Consider the following 13,341-nt stretch of genomic DNA (forward strand, 5'->3'; position numbering starts at 1 on the left):
TCCACCGCGCGAAAACACGCAGAGGAAATCGCGCGCGCCTTGCGGAAATATCGCTCTCTTGTCAAGAAAATCGCGAAAATGATGCCCTTATTCGTCAGGTTCGGCCTGTTCCAGCCGCCGGAAACTGTCGATCCCGCAACTGGCGCCGCTGCGCGCCTGCAACTCGTCCCGCCCCGAACAGAGCGACCCATCCTCATCGGGCTCGACATAGAAGCCGGAATAAAAGCCCATGCTGTTGCACCCGCGTTCCAGCCTGGCGCGATAGCGGTGATTATCCGCCAGCAACAAATCTATGGCATTGTCCATCAGGATGCTTGCCGACCGAATCGAGCGCAGGGCGATGCAACGCGGCCCCTTCTTCTCCTTCCAGTCATTGCGCGCGTCGGGCACCGGGCGCGCCGGCACACGACCCTTTTTCGCCATCGGCACGCGAATGATGATGCGCTGCTCGATCGTCAACTGCGCCCACTGCACGGGCTCGGCGGCTGGCACGGTCAACAGCAGCAGGACGGAATGAAACAAGTCGAACCCCTTTTGGGACGCAGACGCTATGGACCAAAGGTTGAACCGTCGATGAATTCCAAGGCATAGGACAGTCCCATGATAGGACAAGATGTTATCGCCCGCTTCACCGCCCTGTTGGGGGAAAAGCGCGTCGTGACCGATGAGGACGACATCGCCCCCTGGCTCAGCGACTGGCGCGGCCGCTATCATGGCGCGGCCGTGGCGATCCTTCAGCCGGATACGACCGAGCAGGTAGCCGCCGCCGTCAAACTGGCCGCGGACCTTGGCGTAGCGCTGGTGCCGCAGGGCGGCAACACCTCCATGGTCGGCGGCGCCACGCCGCCTGCGGACGGTTCCGCGCTGATCCTGTCGCTTCGCAGGATGAACCGCATCCGCGGCCTGTCGCCGGACGACAATCTCGCCGTGTGCGAAGCGGGCTTGATCCTCTCCAACCTCCACGATGCCGCAACCGCCGTGGACCGCCGCTTCCCCTTGAGTCTGGGCGCCAAGGGTTCCGCCACGATCGGCGGCCTCATCTCCACCAATGCGGGCGGCACGCAGGTGCTGCGCCATGGCACGATGCGCGCGCTGGTCGAAGGGATAGAGGCGGTCTTGCCCGATGGCAGCATCTTCCATGGGCTGGACGCCCTCAAGAAGGACAATCGGGGCTATGACATCAAGCAATTGATGATCGGCGCCGAAGGCACGCTGGGCGTCATAACCGCCGCATCGCTGCGCCTGGTTCCGGCCATCGCCGCCCGCGCGGTGGGCTGGGTCGGAGTCCCCTCCCCCACCGACGCGCTCGCCCTGCTCCGCCTCTGCGAAGCGCGTCTCGGTGACAGCGTCGAGGGTTTCGAGGTGATCGCGGACGACGGCCTTGGCCATGTCCTCTCGCATATTCCCGGCACCCGCTGCCCCATCGCGACGCGCACGCCCTGGCATGTGCTGATCGAGGTCGACCATGGCGACCTGCGCGAACCCGGCCCCGCCGAACGGCTCGAAAGCGCGCTGGCCGAAGCGCTGGAGCAAGGCATCGCCGTCGACGCCGCCATCGCCGCCAATGAAGCCCAGGCCGAAGCCTTCTGGCGCATCCGCGAATCGCTTTCCGAATCTGAACGTGCCCAGGGACCGGCGCTGCAATATGACATTAGCGTCCCGGTCGCCCGCATGCCCGCCTTCATGGTCGACGCGGCGGCAGCGGCGGAAAGAACCTTCCCCGGCACCACAGCCTCATCTTTTGGCCATCTGGGCGACGGCAACGTCCATTTCCACGTCCGCGCACCCAAGGGCACGAGGGACGGCCCGGCCTGGATCGCGGCGGAGGGACAAACGATCAACGCTTTTGTCCATGACGCGGTGGTTGCGGCGGGCGGATCGATCTCCGCCGAACATGGCATCGGCCAGATGAAGCGCGCCGAACTGGGCCGCCTTGCCAGCCCCGCACGGCTGCACGCCCTGCGCGCGATCAAGACCGCCTTCGACCCTCAGGGTATCATGAATCCGGACAAGCTCATCCCCCGCCCGGAAGAAGGCTGAAGGCAGGCCCGCCAGAAGCACTGGGCGTCGACAAAGCGATTGCCTCCCGCGCTCGAGGGCTTTATCTCCCTCGGCCCAGTATCAGGCCCGCGGCGCAAGGGAAAATGCGCCGCTTTTTTGTTAGAAATGGACTAGCACATCATGGCAAGCGCGCCCGCGAACGGCCTTCCCGTCTTCTACAACGACCTTATTCCGCTGAGCAGCGTCGATCATGCCGCCTATCGCAGCCGCTCCGTCGATTCGGCGCCCTTCCTCACCAAGCAGCATGCGATCCCGCTGACCGTCGACGAATTCGTCGCTGCCCAGCGCTTCGTGCCGATCATCTTCTCGGCCGGTGACGAGCCGGTTCCGCTGGCGCTGATGGGTCTTAACGAGGGCGTCAACACCTTCCTCGACGATGAAGGCAAGCTGCGTGGCCCGGCCTATGTTCCGGCCTATGTCCGCCGCTATCCCTGGATGCTGGCGAAGCTGCGCCCCGACAGCGACGAACTGTCGCTCTGCTTCGATCCGACCAGCGACGCCATCGGCGCGTTCGAGGACGGCCAGCCGCTGTTCGAGGACGGCAAGCCCAGCGAACTGACCCAGGGCGTCCTTAAATTCTGCGAGGATTTCGAACAGGCCGCCGCCCGCACCGGGCAGTTCATGAAGGATCTGAAGGATCTGGACCTGCTGATGGACGGCGAAGTCGCCATTCAGGTGCCGGGCAATGATCAGCCCTTCGTCTATCGCGGCTTCCGCATGGTGAATGAGGAAAAGCTGCGCGACATGCGGGGCGACCAGCTCCGCAAGATCAGCCAGAACGGCATGCTGCCGCTGATCTACGCCCATCTCTTCTCGCTGCAACTGATGCGCGAACTGTTCGAGGCGCAGGTGACGCAGGGCAAGGGTCCGATCGCCGTGCCCGCAGCGCCCCAACCTGCTGAATCTTAATTGAAATTAAGCATTTATGACAAATTTTTAAGGAAAAAGGTTGCGCGTTGCCACTTGAAACTCCGCGCAGCTTTCTCTATTTACCGAACATACGGCGCACCTGCCCCCCTTTCGGGTGTGTCGTATGGGCGCCTCCCCCTTAGGAGGCGTCTCCTCCCTGAACCTTGGCCACCCCATGCGAATCGCATGGGGTGGTTTTTTATGTGCCGAAGGAAAGTACACGGGTTTCGCTTGACGGTTCGTACCCGCCCTCTTAAAGGCGACCCCCTGCTCGTCGCCCAATGCGACCAGTGGCCCCTTCGTCTAGCGGTTAGGACGCGGCCCTCTCACGGCTGAAACACGGGTTCGATTCCCGTAGGGGTCACCAAAATCCTCTCCCAGAGGGTTCCAGAAGATGCCACAAGTGGCTGATTTCTGCGGGTTTTTCGTGGTATAGGTATCCCATACGGAGCGGCTTCGTGCCACCGGATACCACCATGTTGATGGTATATCTGATGGTAGCGCGGCCCTCCCCCAAAAGGAGATACCATCATGGCGCTTACCGCTGTTGCAGTTAACAAGGCCAAAGGCCGCGCAAAGCCCTACAAACTCACCGATGGCGACGGGCTGTTTCTGTATGTCACCCCCAACGGTGGCCGCTACTGGCGCATGAACTACCGCCACTTGGGGAAGCAAAAGACGCTTGCCTTTGGCGTCTATCCCGACACCGGCCTTGCCGAAGCCCGCGAGCAGCGGGACGCAGCGCGGAAGGTTCTGGCGCGCGGCAACGATCCGGCCGAGCAGATCAAGCTGGAAAAGATCGCGGCGGCCGTGGCAGCGTCCAACAGCTTCAAGGCGGTTGCCGACGAATGGCTGGTGAAGGTCAAGCTTGAAGGCCGCTCCGCCGTCACCATGAAGAAATTGCGCTGGCTGCTGGACTTCATCAACGAGTCCATCGGCAAGCGCCCTATCGCCTCCATTTCCGCACAGGAGCTTTTGGTAATGCTCCGCAAGATGGAGAGCAAAGGCCGCTATGAGACGGCCAAGCGCCTTCGCAGCACTGCCAGCCAAATATTCCGCTACGCCATCGCCACGGCCCGCGCAGAACGCGACGTGGCGGCGGACCTTCGCGGCGCACTGATTGCGCCCCAGCCCGTCCACCGCGCGGCGATCACCAGCGGCAACGAGGCGGGCGGTTTGCTCCGCGCCATCGAGACGTTCGAGGGACACCCTAACACCAAGGCCGCGTTGCAACTTCTCCCCCATGTGTTCGTGCGTCCGGGCGAACTGCGCTATGCCGAGTGGGCGGACTTCGATTTCGACAAGGCGCTTTGGGTCATCCCGAAGCACAAGACCAAGATGCGGCGCATCCACAGCATTCCCCTGTCCCGGCAGGCGCTGGCGATCCTAGAAACCATCGAGCATGACGCGGAGTATAGCAGCTACCTGTTCCCGTCCCTGCGGTCGGTTGATCGGCCCATGTCGGAAAACACCATCAACGCGGCATTGCGGCGCTTGGGGTTCGCCCAGGACGAAATGACCGGCCACGGCTTCCGGGCGATGGCGGCAACGCTCTTGAACGAGATGGGGCTATGGCATCCCGACGCCATCGAGCGTCAGCTTGCCCATTGCGACAACAACGCCGTTCGCCGGGCCTATACGCGCGGCGAGTATTGGGATGAGCGCGTTCGCATGATGCAGCACTGGTCCGACCATCTCGATTTCCTCCGCGATGGCGCGAAGGTCATCAAAGGCACGTTCCGCAAGGCCAAGGCCGGGCAATAGCCCGGCCTTGCGTCACTCGGCGCGATCCTCGCGGTAGGCGGCGGGGTTGGCGATCCAGCGATCCACGGCGGACTCGTGCCAGCCGGTGCCGTGGACGCTGATTGTGATTTGCCGGGGGAAGCTGCCTTCCGCGATTTTTCTATACAAAGTGGAGCGCGAAAGGCCGGTGCGGGTCAGCACCGTCTTGAGGCGGATAATCTTTTCCTTGTTAGGCATTGCATAACTTCCGTTTTTGACGTTGGCATATCCCCCTACGAACAGAATTGGCGGCACGGATTCACAGCGCAAGAGCGCCCCGGCCTAGACAAGACCAAGATGCGGCTCACGGCGGTCTAAGTGTATCGAACGGCGGGAAACGGCGGCGAACTACGGGAAACGGTGGCGTATGGCGGTGGACGGCGGCAATAGGCGGTGATTTACGACCTATGCTTGCACGTTTCTTTCCAAACCGTGACAAATAAGCCACGAGATCACGCGACTTGCTGGCAGGATATGCGACCCGATGGACTTGGCGTAGTTCTGATTCGCACGACATGGCGGAGCCTTTCTCGGTGGCCCGCCATCGCCACGAACTCATGCTGTATCAGTTCATTCCGCGACGCAAGGGGGGTAGGCACTTCACTGCCGACAGGTGCAAAATTAGTTCTAAAACTGGCGATTTTGTCCGATTTGGTCGGGAGACGGACAAATCGGAAGATGCAGGCCGCCCCCTTCAATCATAGCTTCAAGGCTATGGACAAAATATAGCTTAGAGGATATATAGCCTTATGCCGTGGACGGTTCGCAACCATGATGCCTTCGACGCTGAATATGACGCGATGCCCGATGCGGTGCAGGACGAACTTTTGGCGGCAACCGGCCTATTGGAACTTTACGGTCCCCGGCTTGGTCGCCCCCATGCCGATACGCTTGGCGGATCGCGGCACGCGAACATGAAGGAATTGCGCTTCAATGCCGATGGCGGTGTATGGCGCGTGGCTTTTGCGTTCGACCCGGAGCGGCAAGCGATCCTGCTGGTTGCGGGCGACAAGGCAGGCGTGGCGCAGAAGCGGTTTTACAAGACGTTGATTGCCAAGGCCGACAAGCGGTTTGACGAGCATCTGGCGGCGCTGGCCGCGAAGGAGAAATGACGATGGGACGTTCGCGCAGTGAGATCATGGCCGCCCTGCCCGAAGATCGCCGCCGCCGCATCGAGGCGCGCGCGCAGGAATTGGTTGCGGAGGTCGAGGGACTAAAAGCGTTACGCCAGCTTGCCGAGCGCAGCCAAGAACAGATCGCGGAAACCTTGGGCGTGAAGCAGCCTTCCGTTCACAAGATCGAGCGACAGACGGACCTTTACCTTTCGACGCTTCGCCGCTTCGTTGAGGCAGCGGGCGGCAAGCTGGAACTTCGCGTCGAATTGCCCGGCAAAGGCGTCCTGCATCTGACGGGTGTTGGCGATCTTCACGCCTGACCCGTCGCACTTTCCGTCCCGGCCTTGGCTTCCGCTTCCGCCTCGAACGCGCGCTTGCCCTTGCGCTGCCATAGGGCAAGCGCGTTGGCTCGTTCCTCGCCTTGCAGCTTGCCCGCGACCGTGAGGAAGGCACCGAACAGCGTAGCGCGATCATCGTCGGTCAAATCGACCAGCCCCGCCTTGACGACCAACCCGCCCAATTCGATCAAGTGTCGTGTCCGTTCCCGTCGCCTCATCACCCATTCCCGCGTGTCCGTTCGCGCCTTTGCTGCCTCAATGTGATGCCGCGCCGTCTTGGAGCGGTAGAGCGCCTTCCGGCTGTTGTTCAGATCGCGGCGCAGGCTTGCGTTGTTTGCTGCGAAAAAAGGCCGCGCCCGCCTTGCGCCAGCCCTCCCTTGTCGCGCTGTCCTTGCTGGCGACGGCATCGAGTAGCGCACCCGCCAGCAGATCGGCATCGAGCGCATCGGCCCCGGTTGCCGCGACCAGTTCGCCAAGCTGGCGCACGCGGCGTTCCTTGAGCGCCTTCGCCTTGTCGGCCAGCGCCTTGAGTTCCGAATCAAAGTCACGCGGTTTACGCATCACAGTCTCCATTCTTTGCGGATGGAGTGATTCTAGAGTATTGCTTTGCGTATTGCTGTAGAGTCGCCGGGACGTTCTGGAACCGCCTAGTCCCTGCTCGGATTTTATTCGAGGAGGGCGCGCTTATACGTCGTGCCGACGTGCGCTTGAGGCAGTAGATGGTATGTCGCTATGGCGATCTACCATTTCTCTGTTCAGGTCATCGGGCGCGGCCAAGGTCGCAGCGCCGTTGCGGCGGCGGCCTATCGCGCGGCGGAACGCCTGCATGACGAGCGCCTCGACCGCGACCATGATTTCCGCGCCAAGTCGGGCGTCGAGCATAGCGAGATCATGCTGCCCGAAGGTGCGCCCGAACGCTTGTCGGATCGGGAAACCCTCTGGAACGAGGTCGAGGCAGGCGAGAAGCGCAAGGACGCACAGCTAGCGCGCGAGGTCGAGTTTTCCATTCCGCGCGAGATGGATAAGGCGCAGGGCATCGAGCTTGCCCGCGACTTTGTGCAAGCGGAGTTTGTCGCGCGCGGCATGATTGCCGACCTCAATGTGCATTGGGATATCGGCGCGGACGGCCGGCCCAAACCCCATGCCCATGTCATGCTCACCATGCGCGCGGCGAACGAACAGGGGTTCGGCGCGAAGGAACGCGACTGGAACCGCACCGAGCTTGTCGAGCAATGGCGCGAGCGTTGGGCGGATCACGTCAACACCCGCCTTGCCGAACTCGACATTGACGCCCGCATCGACCACCGCAGCCTTGAAGCGCAGGGCATCGACCTAGAACCGCAAGACAAGATCGGCCCCGCAGCTTCGCGCATGGATGAGCGCGGCCTTGAGTCCGAGCGGATCGAGGATCACCGCGCCACCGCGCAGCGCAACGGCGAACGTATCATCGCGGAACCGCGTATCGCGCTCGACGCGATCACCCATCATCAGGCGACGTTCACCACCCGCGACCTTGCGATGTTCGTCCACCGGCACAGCGACGGCAAGGAGCAGTTCGACCGGGCGATGAGCGCCGTTCGCGGCTCGCCCGATTTGATCGCACTCGGCAAGGACGGGCGCGGCGATGACAGATTCACCAGCCGCGAGATGATCGAAACCGAACAGCGGTTGCAGCGCGCTTCGGAACTGCTTGCGACAAGCGAGCGGCACCGCACCGACGAGCAGGCCCGCGAGGCGGCTTTGACCGGCGCGGAGAGGCGCGGGTTGGAGTTGTCAGGCGAGCAGCGCGCAGCGTTCGAGCATGTGACGGGCGAGCGCGGCTTGAGCGTCGTCGTCGGTTACGCAGGCACGGGCAAGAGCGCCATGCTTGGCGTTGCGCGGGAGGCATGGGAGCGCGGCGGGTATGACGTGCGCGGCGCGGCACTGTCCGGCATCGCCGCCGAAGGGCTTGAGAACGGATCGGGCATTGCGTCGGGGACCATCGCCAGCATGGAACATGGCTGGTCGCAGGGCCGCGATATGCTCGGCCCTCGCGACGTGCTGGTGATCGACGAGGCGGGCATGGTCGGCACGCGCCAGATGGAGCGCGTGCTGTCCCATGCCGCCGACGCCGGCGCAAGGGTTGTGCTGGTGGGCGACCCGCAGCAGTTGCAGGCCATCGAGGCGGGCGCGGCGTTCCGTGCGATCCACGAACGGCACGGCGGCGTCGAGATTACAGAGGTTCGCCGCCAGCATGTCGAGTGGCAGCAGGACGCCACCCGCCAGCTCGCGACCGGCCGCACAGGTGAGGCGATCCGGGCCTATGCCGATCATGGCATGGTCCATGCCGCCGAGACGCGCGAACAGGCGCGTGCCGAACTTGTCGAGCAGTGGGGCCGCGAGCGCATCGCCGCGCCGGATCAGTCGCGGATCATCCTCACCCATACCAATGACGAGGTACGCGAACTGAACGAAGCGGCGCGCGACCGGATGCGCGAAGCGGGCCAGCTTGGCGACGACGTATTGGTGAAGGCCGAGCGCGGCAATCGCATGTTCGCATCGGGCGACCGCATCATGTTCCTTCGCAACGAGCGCGATTTGCAAGTGAAGAACGGCACGCTGGCGACCATCGAGAAGGTCAGCCCGGAGCATATCGCCGTCCGCACCGATGACGGGCGCTCCGTAGCCTTCGACACCAAGACTTACGCCCATCTCGATCATGGCTATGCCGCGACCTTCCACAAGGCGCAGGGCATGACCGTGGACCGGGCGCATATGCTCGCCACGCCGGGAATGGATCGCCACTCCGCCTATGTCGGCATGACCCGCCACAGGGACGGCGCGCAGGTTCACTATGGCCGCGATGACTTCAAGGACCAGTCCCGGCTTGCCGGTGTCCTGTCGCGCGAGCGGGCGAAGGACATGGCGAGCGATTATGCCCGCGCCGATCCGGCCAAGGAGTATGCCGAACGGCGCGGCATCACGTTTGGCGGGCGCATCGCGGAAATCGTCCGCCCGGTGGCGGAGAAGGCGCGCGGGATCTTCGACGGCTTGCGCCTCTCGCTCCCCGGTCAGCAGCGCGAGCCAGCGGCATCGCCCGAACGCCCGCGCGGCATCTTCGACGGTCTGGACCTGAGCGGCACGATATCCATGGCCGAGCGCGATCCGGCCCGCCAGCACCAGCGCGAGCATAAGCCGATGCGCGCCGGGGGCGTGCGCGGGGCGGTGGAACGCTACGCGAGAGCCTTGGACGCGATCCACCAGACCCGCGCGCAAGGCATCGACGCCATGCCCCACCAGCGCGAGGCGCTGGACCGCGCTAGGGAGACGCTGGACGCGATCCGGCCCAATGCCTCCGCCGACCTCACCAGCGCGTTCCGGGGTGAACCGGAACTGATCCGCGAGGCCGCGGAGGGGCGCGGCCAGGCCGCGCTACGAGCGATGAGCCAAGAGGCGGAATTGCGGGCCGATCCCTACGCCCGCGCCGACCGCTTCGTGGAGGGCTGGCAGCAGCTCCGGCAGGCGCAGGACGAGCTACGGCGCGACGGGGATTTCCGGGGCGCGAAGCGCGTCGGTCAGGACATGGCCGGGATGACGAAAAGTCTCGAACGCGACGCGCAGATGGAATCGCTGCTGTCCGGGCGGCGTCAGGAATTGGGCATCGACGTGGACATGGGCCGCAGCCTTGCCCGTGATTTGGCGGACTCCGTGCCGTTCGATCATGGCCGCGACCTTGGCATGAGCCGATAGGAGAAGGACATGGACGACATACAGCTACCCGGCACACTCCCCGGCGCACCGCCGCCGATGGACCCGGCGACACGGGCGTTCACCGAGCTTAAGGGCGAACTGGCGCTGCTCCGCCGCGCCATCGAGCATGTGGCGGCCGAGAAAGCGGACATAGAGATACCCGACTACAGCAACACCCTTGCCAAGCTGGCGAAATCCGTGATCGCCATCGAGAGCGCGCCCGCCCTGCAAATGACGCCGGAGGAGTTCCAGAGCCGCTTCGAGGTGGCGACGGCGCTGGCGCGGCGCGAGGATCAGGCCGCGATTACCGAGTTGAAGCGCGAGCTTGCCGACACCCGCCGCGACATGCGGACGACCATCGGCACCGCCGCCACCATCGCGCAGCAGGAACGCGAACGCTGGCGATGGGCTGGCGGCGGCTTCATCGCCGGGTGCCTCCTATGGGCGGCGCTTCCCGGTTTCGTCGCGCGTATCGCGCCGACCGATTGGCATTGGCCCGAACGCCTCGCCGCGCGCACCGTGCGCGAGCCAACGCTATGGCAGGCGGGAACCCGGATCATGCAGGCCGACAGCCCGCACGCATGGCAATCCATAGCCGACGCCGCCGAGCTACGCCGCGACAATCACGAAGCCATCGACGCTTGCGAGCAGCAGGCCGCCAAGGCCAAGCAGCCGGTGCGATGCACGATCAGGGTGCGGTATCGGCAGCCTTGACCGGAGAGAGCGGGGCAAGCCCCGCGAAGCCGACCGGCCGCTACGGCGCTATATGGGTAGCGCGCGGCCAGTCGGATCGCTCTAAGCCGTGGCGTCAATTTGCACAAAATTATCGCACAAGCCCCACAAGAACCGCCCCTTTGCGGATGATAGCTCTCGCTAGTCATGTGAATCTAAAGTTCGCCGCATAAACTACGCTCTGTCGCCTGGCAGAATCGCTTGACCGAGGCGAGTATCTCGTCGGCAGATTTGGTCCAGCGATAGGGTTTCGGGTTCTCATTGTGACGTTCGATAAAGGAGCGGATGTCCTGCTCGAGCTGGTTGGTCGAGGTGTGTACGCCGCGGCGCAGCTGCTTTCGGGTCAGTTCGGCGAACCAGCGCTCGACTTGGTTGATCCATGAGGCCGAAGTCGGGGTGAAGTGGACATGGTAATGCGGCCGACGAGCGAGCCAGGTTCGGATGAGCGCGGTTTTATGGGTCGCGTAATTGTCCATGACGATATGGATGTCGAGGTCGGGAGGCACTTGCGCCTCAATCTGCTTGAGGAAGTCGAGGAATTCCGTCGCCCGGTGGCGCTTGTAGCATTTGCCGATCACGAAGCCTGACGCGATGTCGAGCGCGGCGAACAACGACGTCGTGCCGTGCCGGATGTAGCTGTGGGTGCGGCGTTCAGGCACGCCAGGCATCATCGGCAGGACCGGCTGTTCGCGGTCGAGCGCCTGGATCTGAGATTTCTCGTCGACGCTGAGAACAAGGTGCGCGGTTGGGCGGCGACAGATAGAGGCCAACAATGTCGCGGACCTTGTCGACGAACAGCGGATCGGTGGAGAGCTTGAAGGTCTCCGAGCGATGCGGCTGCAGCCCGAAGGCTGTCCAGATGCGCCGGATCGTGGTGTGGGAGAAGCCGGTCGCGCCGGCCATCGAGCGGATCGACCAGTGCGTCGCATCGGCTGGCGTCGATCGCAGCGTGCGCTCGATCACGGCAGCGACCTGATCATCGTCGATCGTCCGTGGCCTGCCAGGTCGAGCCTCGTCCAGTAGCCCTTCGACCCGGTCCTTCAGGAAGCGCCGACGCCATTTCCCGACTGTGTGCTCGTGTACGCCAAGCTCGGCAGCAACGACTTTGCTTTGGATGCCGTCGGCGCACCGCAGAATGATCCGGCAGCGCTCAGACATCGAGCGCGCTATCCGGCGCCGACGGACCTGTCGCTCAAGATACTCCCGCTCGTCAGCCTCCAAAACAAGAGGCGCTGTCCGTCGACCGCCCGCGTTCGCCATGCCACGCTCCTCATTCGCGAGCGCAGCATACAATGCTACTTACTTCAGTTCCAGATGACTAGTTTGAACACGGTTGTTCAGAATCAGACGGATGAATGTTCCGACAACGGGCGATCCGCACCCCAACGTTAGACAATTTTACAACGTTGGGGTGCGGCTCACACGATGAGTATTGGCGCTTTATCGCGGAATTACGCCTTCTTGTGCGGATGCACGATGATCGAAGTGAATCCGCCCTTGCGGTCTTCGGCCGACTGCAACGCCTCATTCGCCTGATCGAGAGAGAAGGAGTTGATTTCGAAGTGGTCAAGTTCAAGCGTCCCTGCCTCGGCCATGCGCATGATCTCCTCGCCCTCAGCTGTGGAGAACCATAAGGAAGTGAAGATTTGAATCTGCCGTGTCATCAGGAAGTAAATCGGTATTGGTAGCGGTTCCGGCATCGCACCGACAAAAATATATCTTCCGCCGCGGCGTAGAGCATTGATGCCGTTCATCGATACCGATGCCGGTGCGGTGTGGTTAAGGGCGTCAATGACAACATCTGCTCCTCGACCGCCATAATTGAGTGAGCGGACCCAATCGCCGAGGTCTTGATCGGACAGCGAGATAATATTGATTCGGTCCGGCGCGAATGCCTTGACCCGTTCAAGAAGTTCGACATTTCGGGCAACCGCGAAGATTTTCCCTACACCCATCGCAAGAGCCAGCAGAACTGCATCGACACCGAGAGTGCCTGTAGCACCGAGGATGAGAAGACTAGACCCTGGACGTACGTCTCCCTTTCGCATCGCGGCGTATGAAGTCCCGATGTAGCCGAGACGTGATGCTTGGTCGAAAGTGACGTTGTCCGGAATGCCGATCACCGAGCGGGCGGGCGCCCTAACGTACTCGCACATACCGCCGTGCGGATAGTCACGGTGAAGCGCTCGCGCACCCTCGCCGATGCCGAAGTAGCCTTGGAAGGCAAAATCGGGATCACTCAACGGGTCTCCGGTACGCGTTTCCCAAGAGTCCACAGCCGAACGCGCGGTGTCAATGTAGACTCGGTCGCCCGGCTTGAGGTTCCGCACGCGCTCACCGACGTCGGCGATCGTCCCTGCTATGTCGAGGCCGAAGATCGCAGGGAACTCCGGAAGAGGCAGAAACGGCTTCTCGATAGGATAGGTCGAGACGACGTTGCGGAGGTTCTGCACCAAGTTGGCGGACTCGACCTTAACGATAATTTCGTCATACCCGGGAGTGGGCTTCTCAATCTCATCCACCTGGAATTTGCCGCCCACTTCATGGAGGCGAGCTGCCTTCATCATTCTCATCGTATTGCTCCTTTGCAGCAGATTGAAACTGTTTTGAACATCGATCTGTTTCCTTTGGTCGAGGGGGGAGAATGTCATTGGCCAAGCCCAGCGCGTATGGCC

General features: G+C 62.9%; 12 protein-coding genes, 1 tRNA gene and 1 pseudogene. 8 read left to right on the plus strand and 6 right to left on the minus strand.

Annotated elements, in window-relative coordinates:
- Positions 1-87: 87 nt before the first annotated feature.
- Complete coding sequence (locus tag VVT58_RS06310) at positions 88-522, minus strand: hypothetical protein (protein WP_327752096.1); 435 nt, start codon at positions 520-522, stop codon at positions 88-90.
- Positions 523-600: 78 nt separating this feature from the next.
- Here VVT58_RS06310 and VVT58_RS06315 point away from each other — a divergent pair, with 78 nt between their 5' ends.
- The 4 genes from VVT58_RS06315 to VVT58_RS06330 all read left to right on the plus strand — a co-directional run bounded on the left by VVT58_RS06315 (position 601) and on the right by VVT58_RS06330 (position 4,734).
- Entirely contained in the window at positions 601-2,040 is a 1,440-nt protein-coding gene (locus VVT58_RS06315; RefSeq protein ID WP_327752095.1) for an FAD-binding oxidoreductase, read from the plus strand.
- 141 nt (positions 2,041-2,181) lie between these two features.
- Complete coding sequence (locus VVT58_RS06320; RefSeq protein ID WP_327752094.1) at positions 2,182-2,970, plus strand: SapC family protein; 789 nt, start codon at positions 2,182-2,184, stop codon at positions 2,968-2,970.
- A gap of 292 nt (positions 2,971-3,262) precedes the next feature.
- Positions 3,263-3,337 (plus strand) — tRNA-Glu (locus VVT58_RS06325).
- A 164-nt stretch (positions 3,338-3,501) separates the two neighbouring features.
- A complete protein-coding gene (locus tag VVT58_RS06330; RefSeq protein ID WP_066560438.1) occupies positions 3,502-4,734 on the plus strand; it encodes a phage integrase central domain-containing protein in 1,233 nt (410 codons plus the stop codon).
- 12 nt (positions 4,735-4,746) lie between these two features.
- Here the strand turns inward: VVT58_RS06330 and VVT58_RS06335 are convergent, their stop codons facing one another.
- The gene (locus VVT58_RS06335; protein WP_066560436.1) at positions 4,747-4,950 is read right to left on the minus strand and encodes an AlpA family transcriptional regulator; all 204 of its coding nucleotides are present in this window, start codon (positions 4,948-4,950) and stop codon (positions 4,747-4,749) included.
- A gap of 551 nt (positions 4,951-5,501) precedes the next feature.
- Between VVT58_RS06335 and VVT58_RS06340 the strand changes: the two genes are divergently transcribed.
- Together VVT58_RS06340 and VVT58_RS06345 are read left to right on the plus strand one after the other, a co-directional pair.
- Positions 5,502-5,864 carry a type II toxin-antitoxin system RelE/ParE family toxin gene (locus VVT58_RS06340; protein ID WP_066560434.1) on the plus strand — a complete coding sequence of 121 codons (363 nt, stop codon included), beginning with the start codon at positions 5,502-5,504 and terminating at the stop codon, positions 5,862-5,864.
- Positions 5,865-5,866: 2 nt separating this feature from the next.
- Complete coding sequence (locus tag VVT58_RS06345) at positions 5,867-6,187, plus strand: XRE family transcriptional regulator (RefSeq protein WP_066560426.1); 321 nt, start codon at positions 5,867-5,869, stop codon at positions 6,185-6,187.
- Here the strand turns inward: VVT58_RS06345 and VVT58_RS06350 are convergent.
- Entirely contained in the window at positions 6,178-6,423 is a 246-nt protein-coding gene (locus VVT58_RS06350; RefSeq protein WP_066560417.1) for a conjugal transfer protein TraD, read from the minus strand. The two genes, VVT58_RS06345 and VVT58_RS06350, sit on opposite strands and share 10 nt — an antisense overlap.
- Before the next feature lie 37 nt (positions 6,424-6,460).
- A complete protein-coding gene (gene traD / locus VVT58_RS06355; protein WP_066562018.1) occupies positions 6,461-6,766 on the minus strand; it encodes a conjugal transfer protein TraD in 306 nt (101 codons plus the stop codon).
- A 171-nt stretch (positions 6,767-6,937) separates the two neighbouring features.
- Between traD and traA the strand changes: the two genes are divergently transcribed.
- Complete coding sequence (gene traA / locus VVT58_RS06360; RefSeq protein WP_066560408.1) at positions 6,938-9,934, plus strand: Ti-type conjugative transfer relaxase TraA; 2,997 nt, start codon at positions 6,938-6,940, stop codon at positions 9,932-9,934.
- Positions 9,935-9,943: 9 nt separating this feature from the next.
- On the plus strand, positions 9,944-10,648 hold the full coding sequence (locus VVT58_RS06365; RefSeq protein ID WP_066560403.1) for a DUF6118 family protein: 705 nt from the start codon (positions 9,944-9,946) through the stop codon (positions 10,646-10,648).
- Between the two features lie 173 nt (positions 10,649-10,821).
- Here VVT58_RS06365 and VVT58_RS06370 read toward each other — a convergent pair.
- Positions 10,822-11,926: pseudogene (locus VVT58_RS06370) on the minus strand (IS630 family transposase).
- 191 nt (positions 11,927-12,117) lie between these two features.
- Complete coding sequence (locus tag VVT58_RS06375; protein ID WP_197672731.1) at positions 12,118-13,317, minus strand: alcohol dehydrogenase catalytic domain-containing protein; 1,200 nt, start codon at positions 13,315-13,317, stop codon at positions 12,118-12,120.
- Between the last annotated feature and the right edge of the window lie 24 nt (positions 13,318-13,341).

Origin of the sequence: Sphingobium sp. SJ10-10, from assembly GCF_036038995.2 — a bacterium.
Lineage (GTDB): Bacteria > Pseudomonadota > Alphaproteobacteria > Sphingomonadales > Sphingomonadaceae > Sphingobium.

What these genes read in the sequence shown, in the direction of transcription:
- VVT58_RS06335 (WP_066560436.1), bottom strand. Translation starts at nt 4,950, where the DNA reads ATGCCTAACAAGGAAAAGATTATCCGCCTCAAGACGGTGCTGACCCGC.
- traD (WP_066562018.1), bottom strand. Translation starts at nt 6,766, where the DNA reads ATGCGTAAACCGCGTGACTTTGATTCGGAACTCAAGGCGCTGGCCGAC.
- VVT58_RS06315 (WP_327752095.1), top strand. Translation starts at nt 601, where the DNA reads ATGATAGGACAAGATGTTATCGCCCGCTTCACCGCCCTGTTGGGGGAA.
- VVT58_RS06330 (WP_066560438.1), top strand. Translation starts at nt 3,502, where the DNA reads ATGGCGCTTACCGCTGTTGCAGTTAACAAGGCCAAAGGCCGCGCAAAG.
- VVT58_RS06320 (WP_327752094.1), top strand. Translation starts at nt 2,182, where the DNA reads ATGGCAAGCGCGCCCGCGAACGGCCTTCCCGTCTTCTACAACGACCTT.
- VVT58_RS06350 (WP_066560417.1), bottom strand. Translation starts at nt 6,423, where the DNA reads ATGAGGCGACGGGAACGGACACGACACTTGATCGAATTGGGCGGGTTG.
- VVT58_RS06375 (WP_197672731.1), bottom strand. Translation starts at nt 13,317, where the DNA reads ATGACATTCTCCCCCCTCGACCAAAGGAAACAGATCGATGTTCAAAAC.
- traA (WP_066560408.1), top strand. Translation starts at nt 6,938, where the DNA reads ATGGCGATCTACCATTTCTCTGTTCAGGTCATCGGGCGCGGCCAAGGT.
- VVT58_RS06340 (WP_066560434.1), top strand. Translation starts at nt 5,502, where the DNA reads ATGCCGTGGACGGTTCGCAACCATGATGCCTTCGACGCTGAATATGAC.
- VVT58_RS06365 (WP_066560403.1), top strand. Translation starts at nt 9,944, where the DNA reads ATGGACGACATACAGCTACCCGGCACACTCCCCGGCGCACCGCCGCCG.
- VVT58_RS06345 (WP_066560426.1), top strand. Translation starts at nt 5,867, where the DNA reads ATGGGACGTTCGCGCAGTGAGATCATGGCCGCCCTGCCCGAAGATCGC.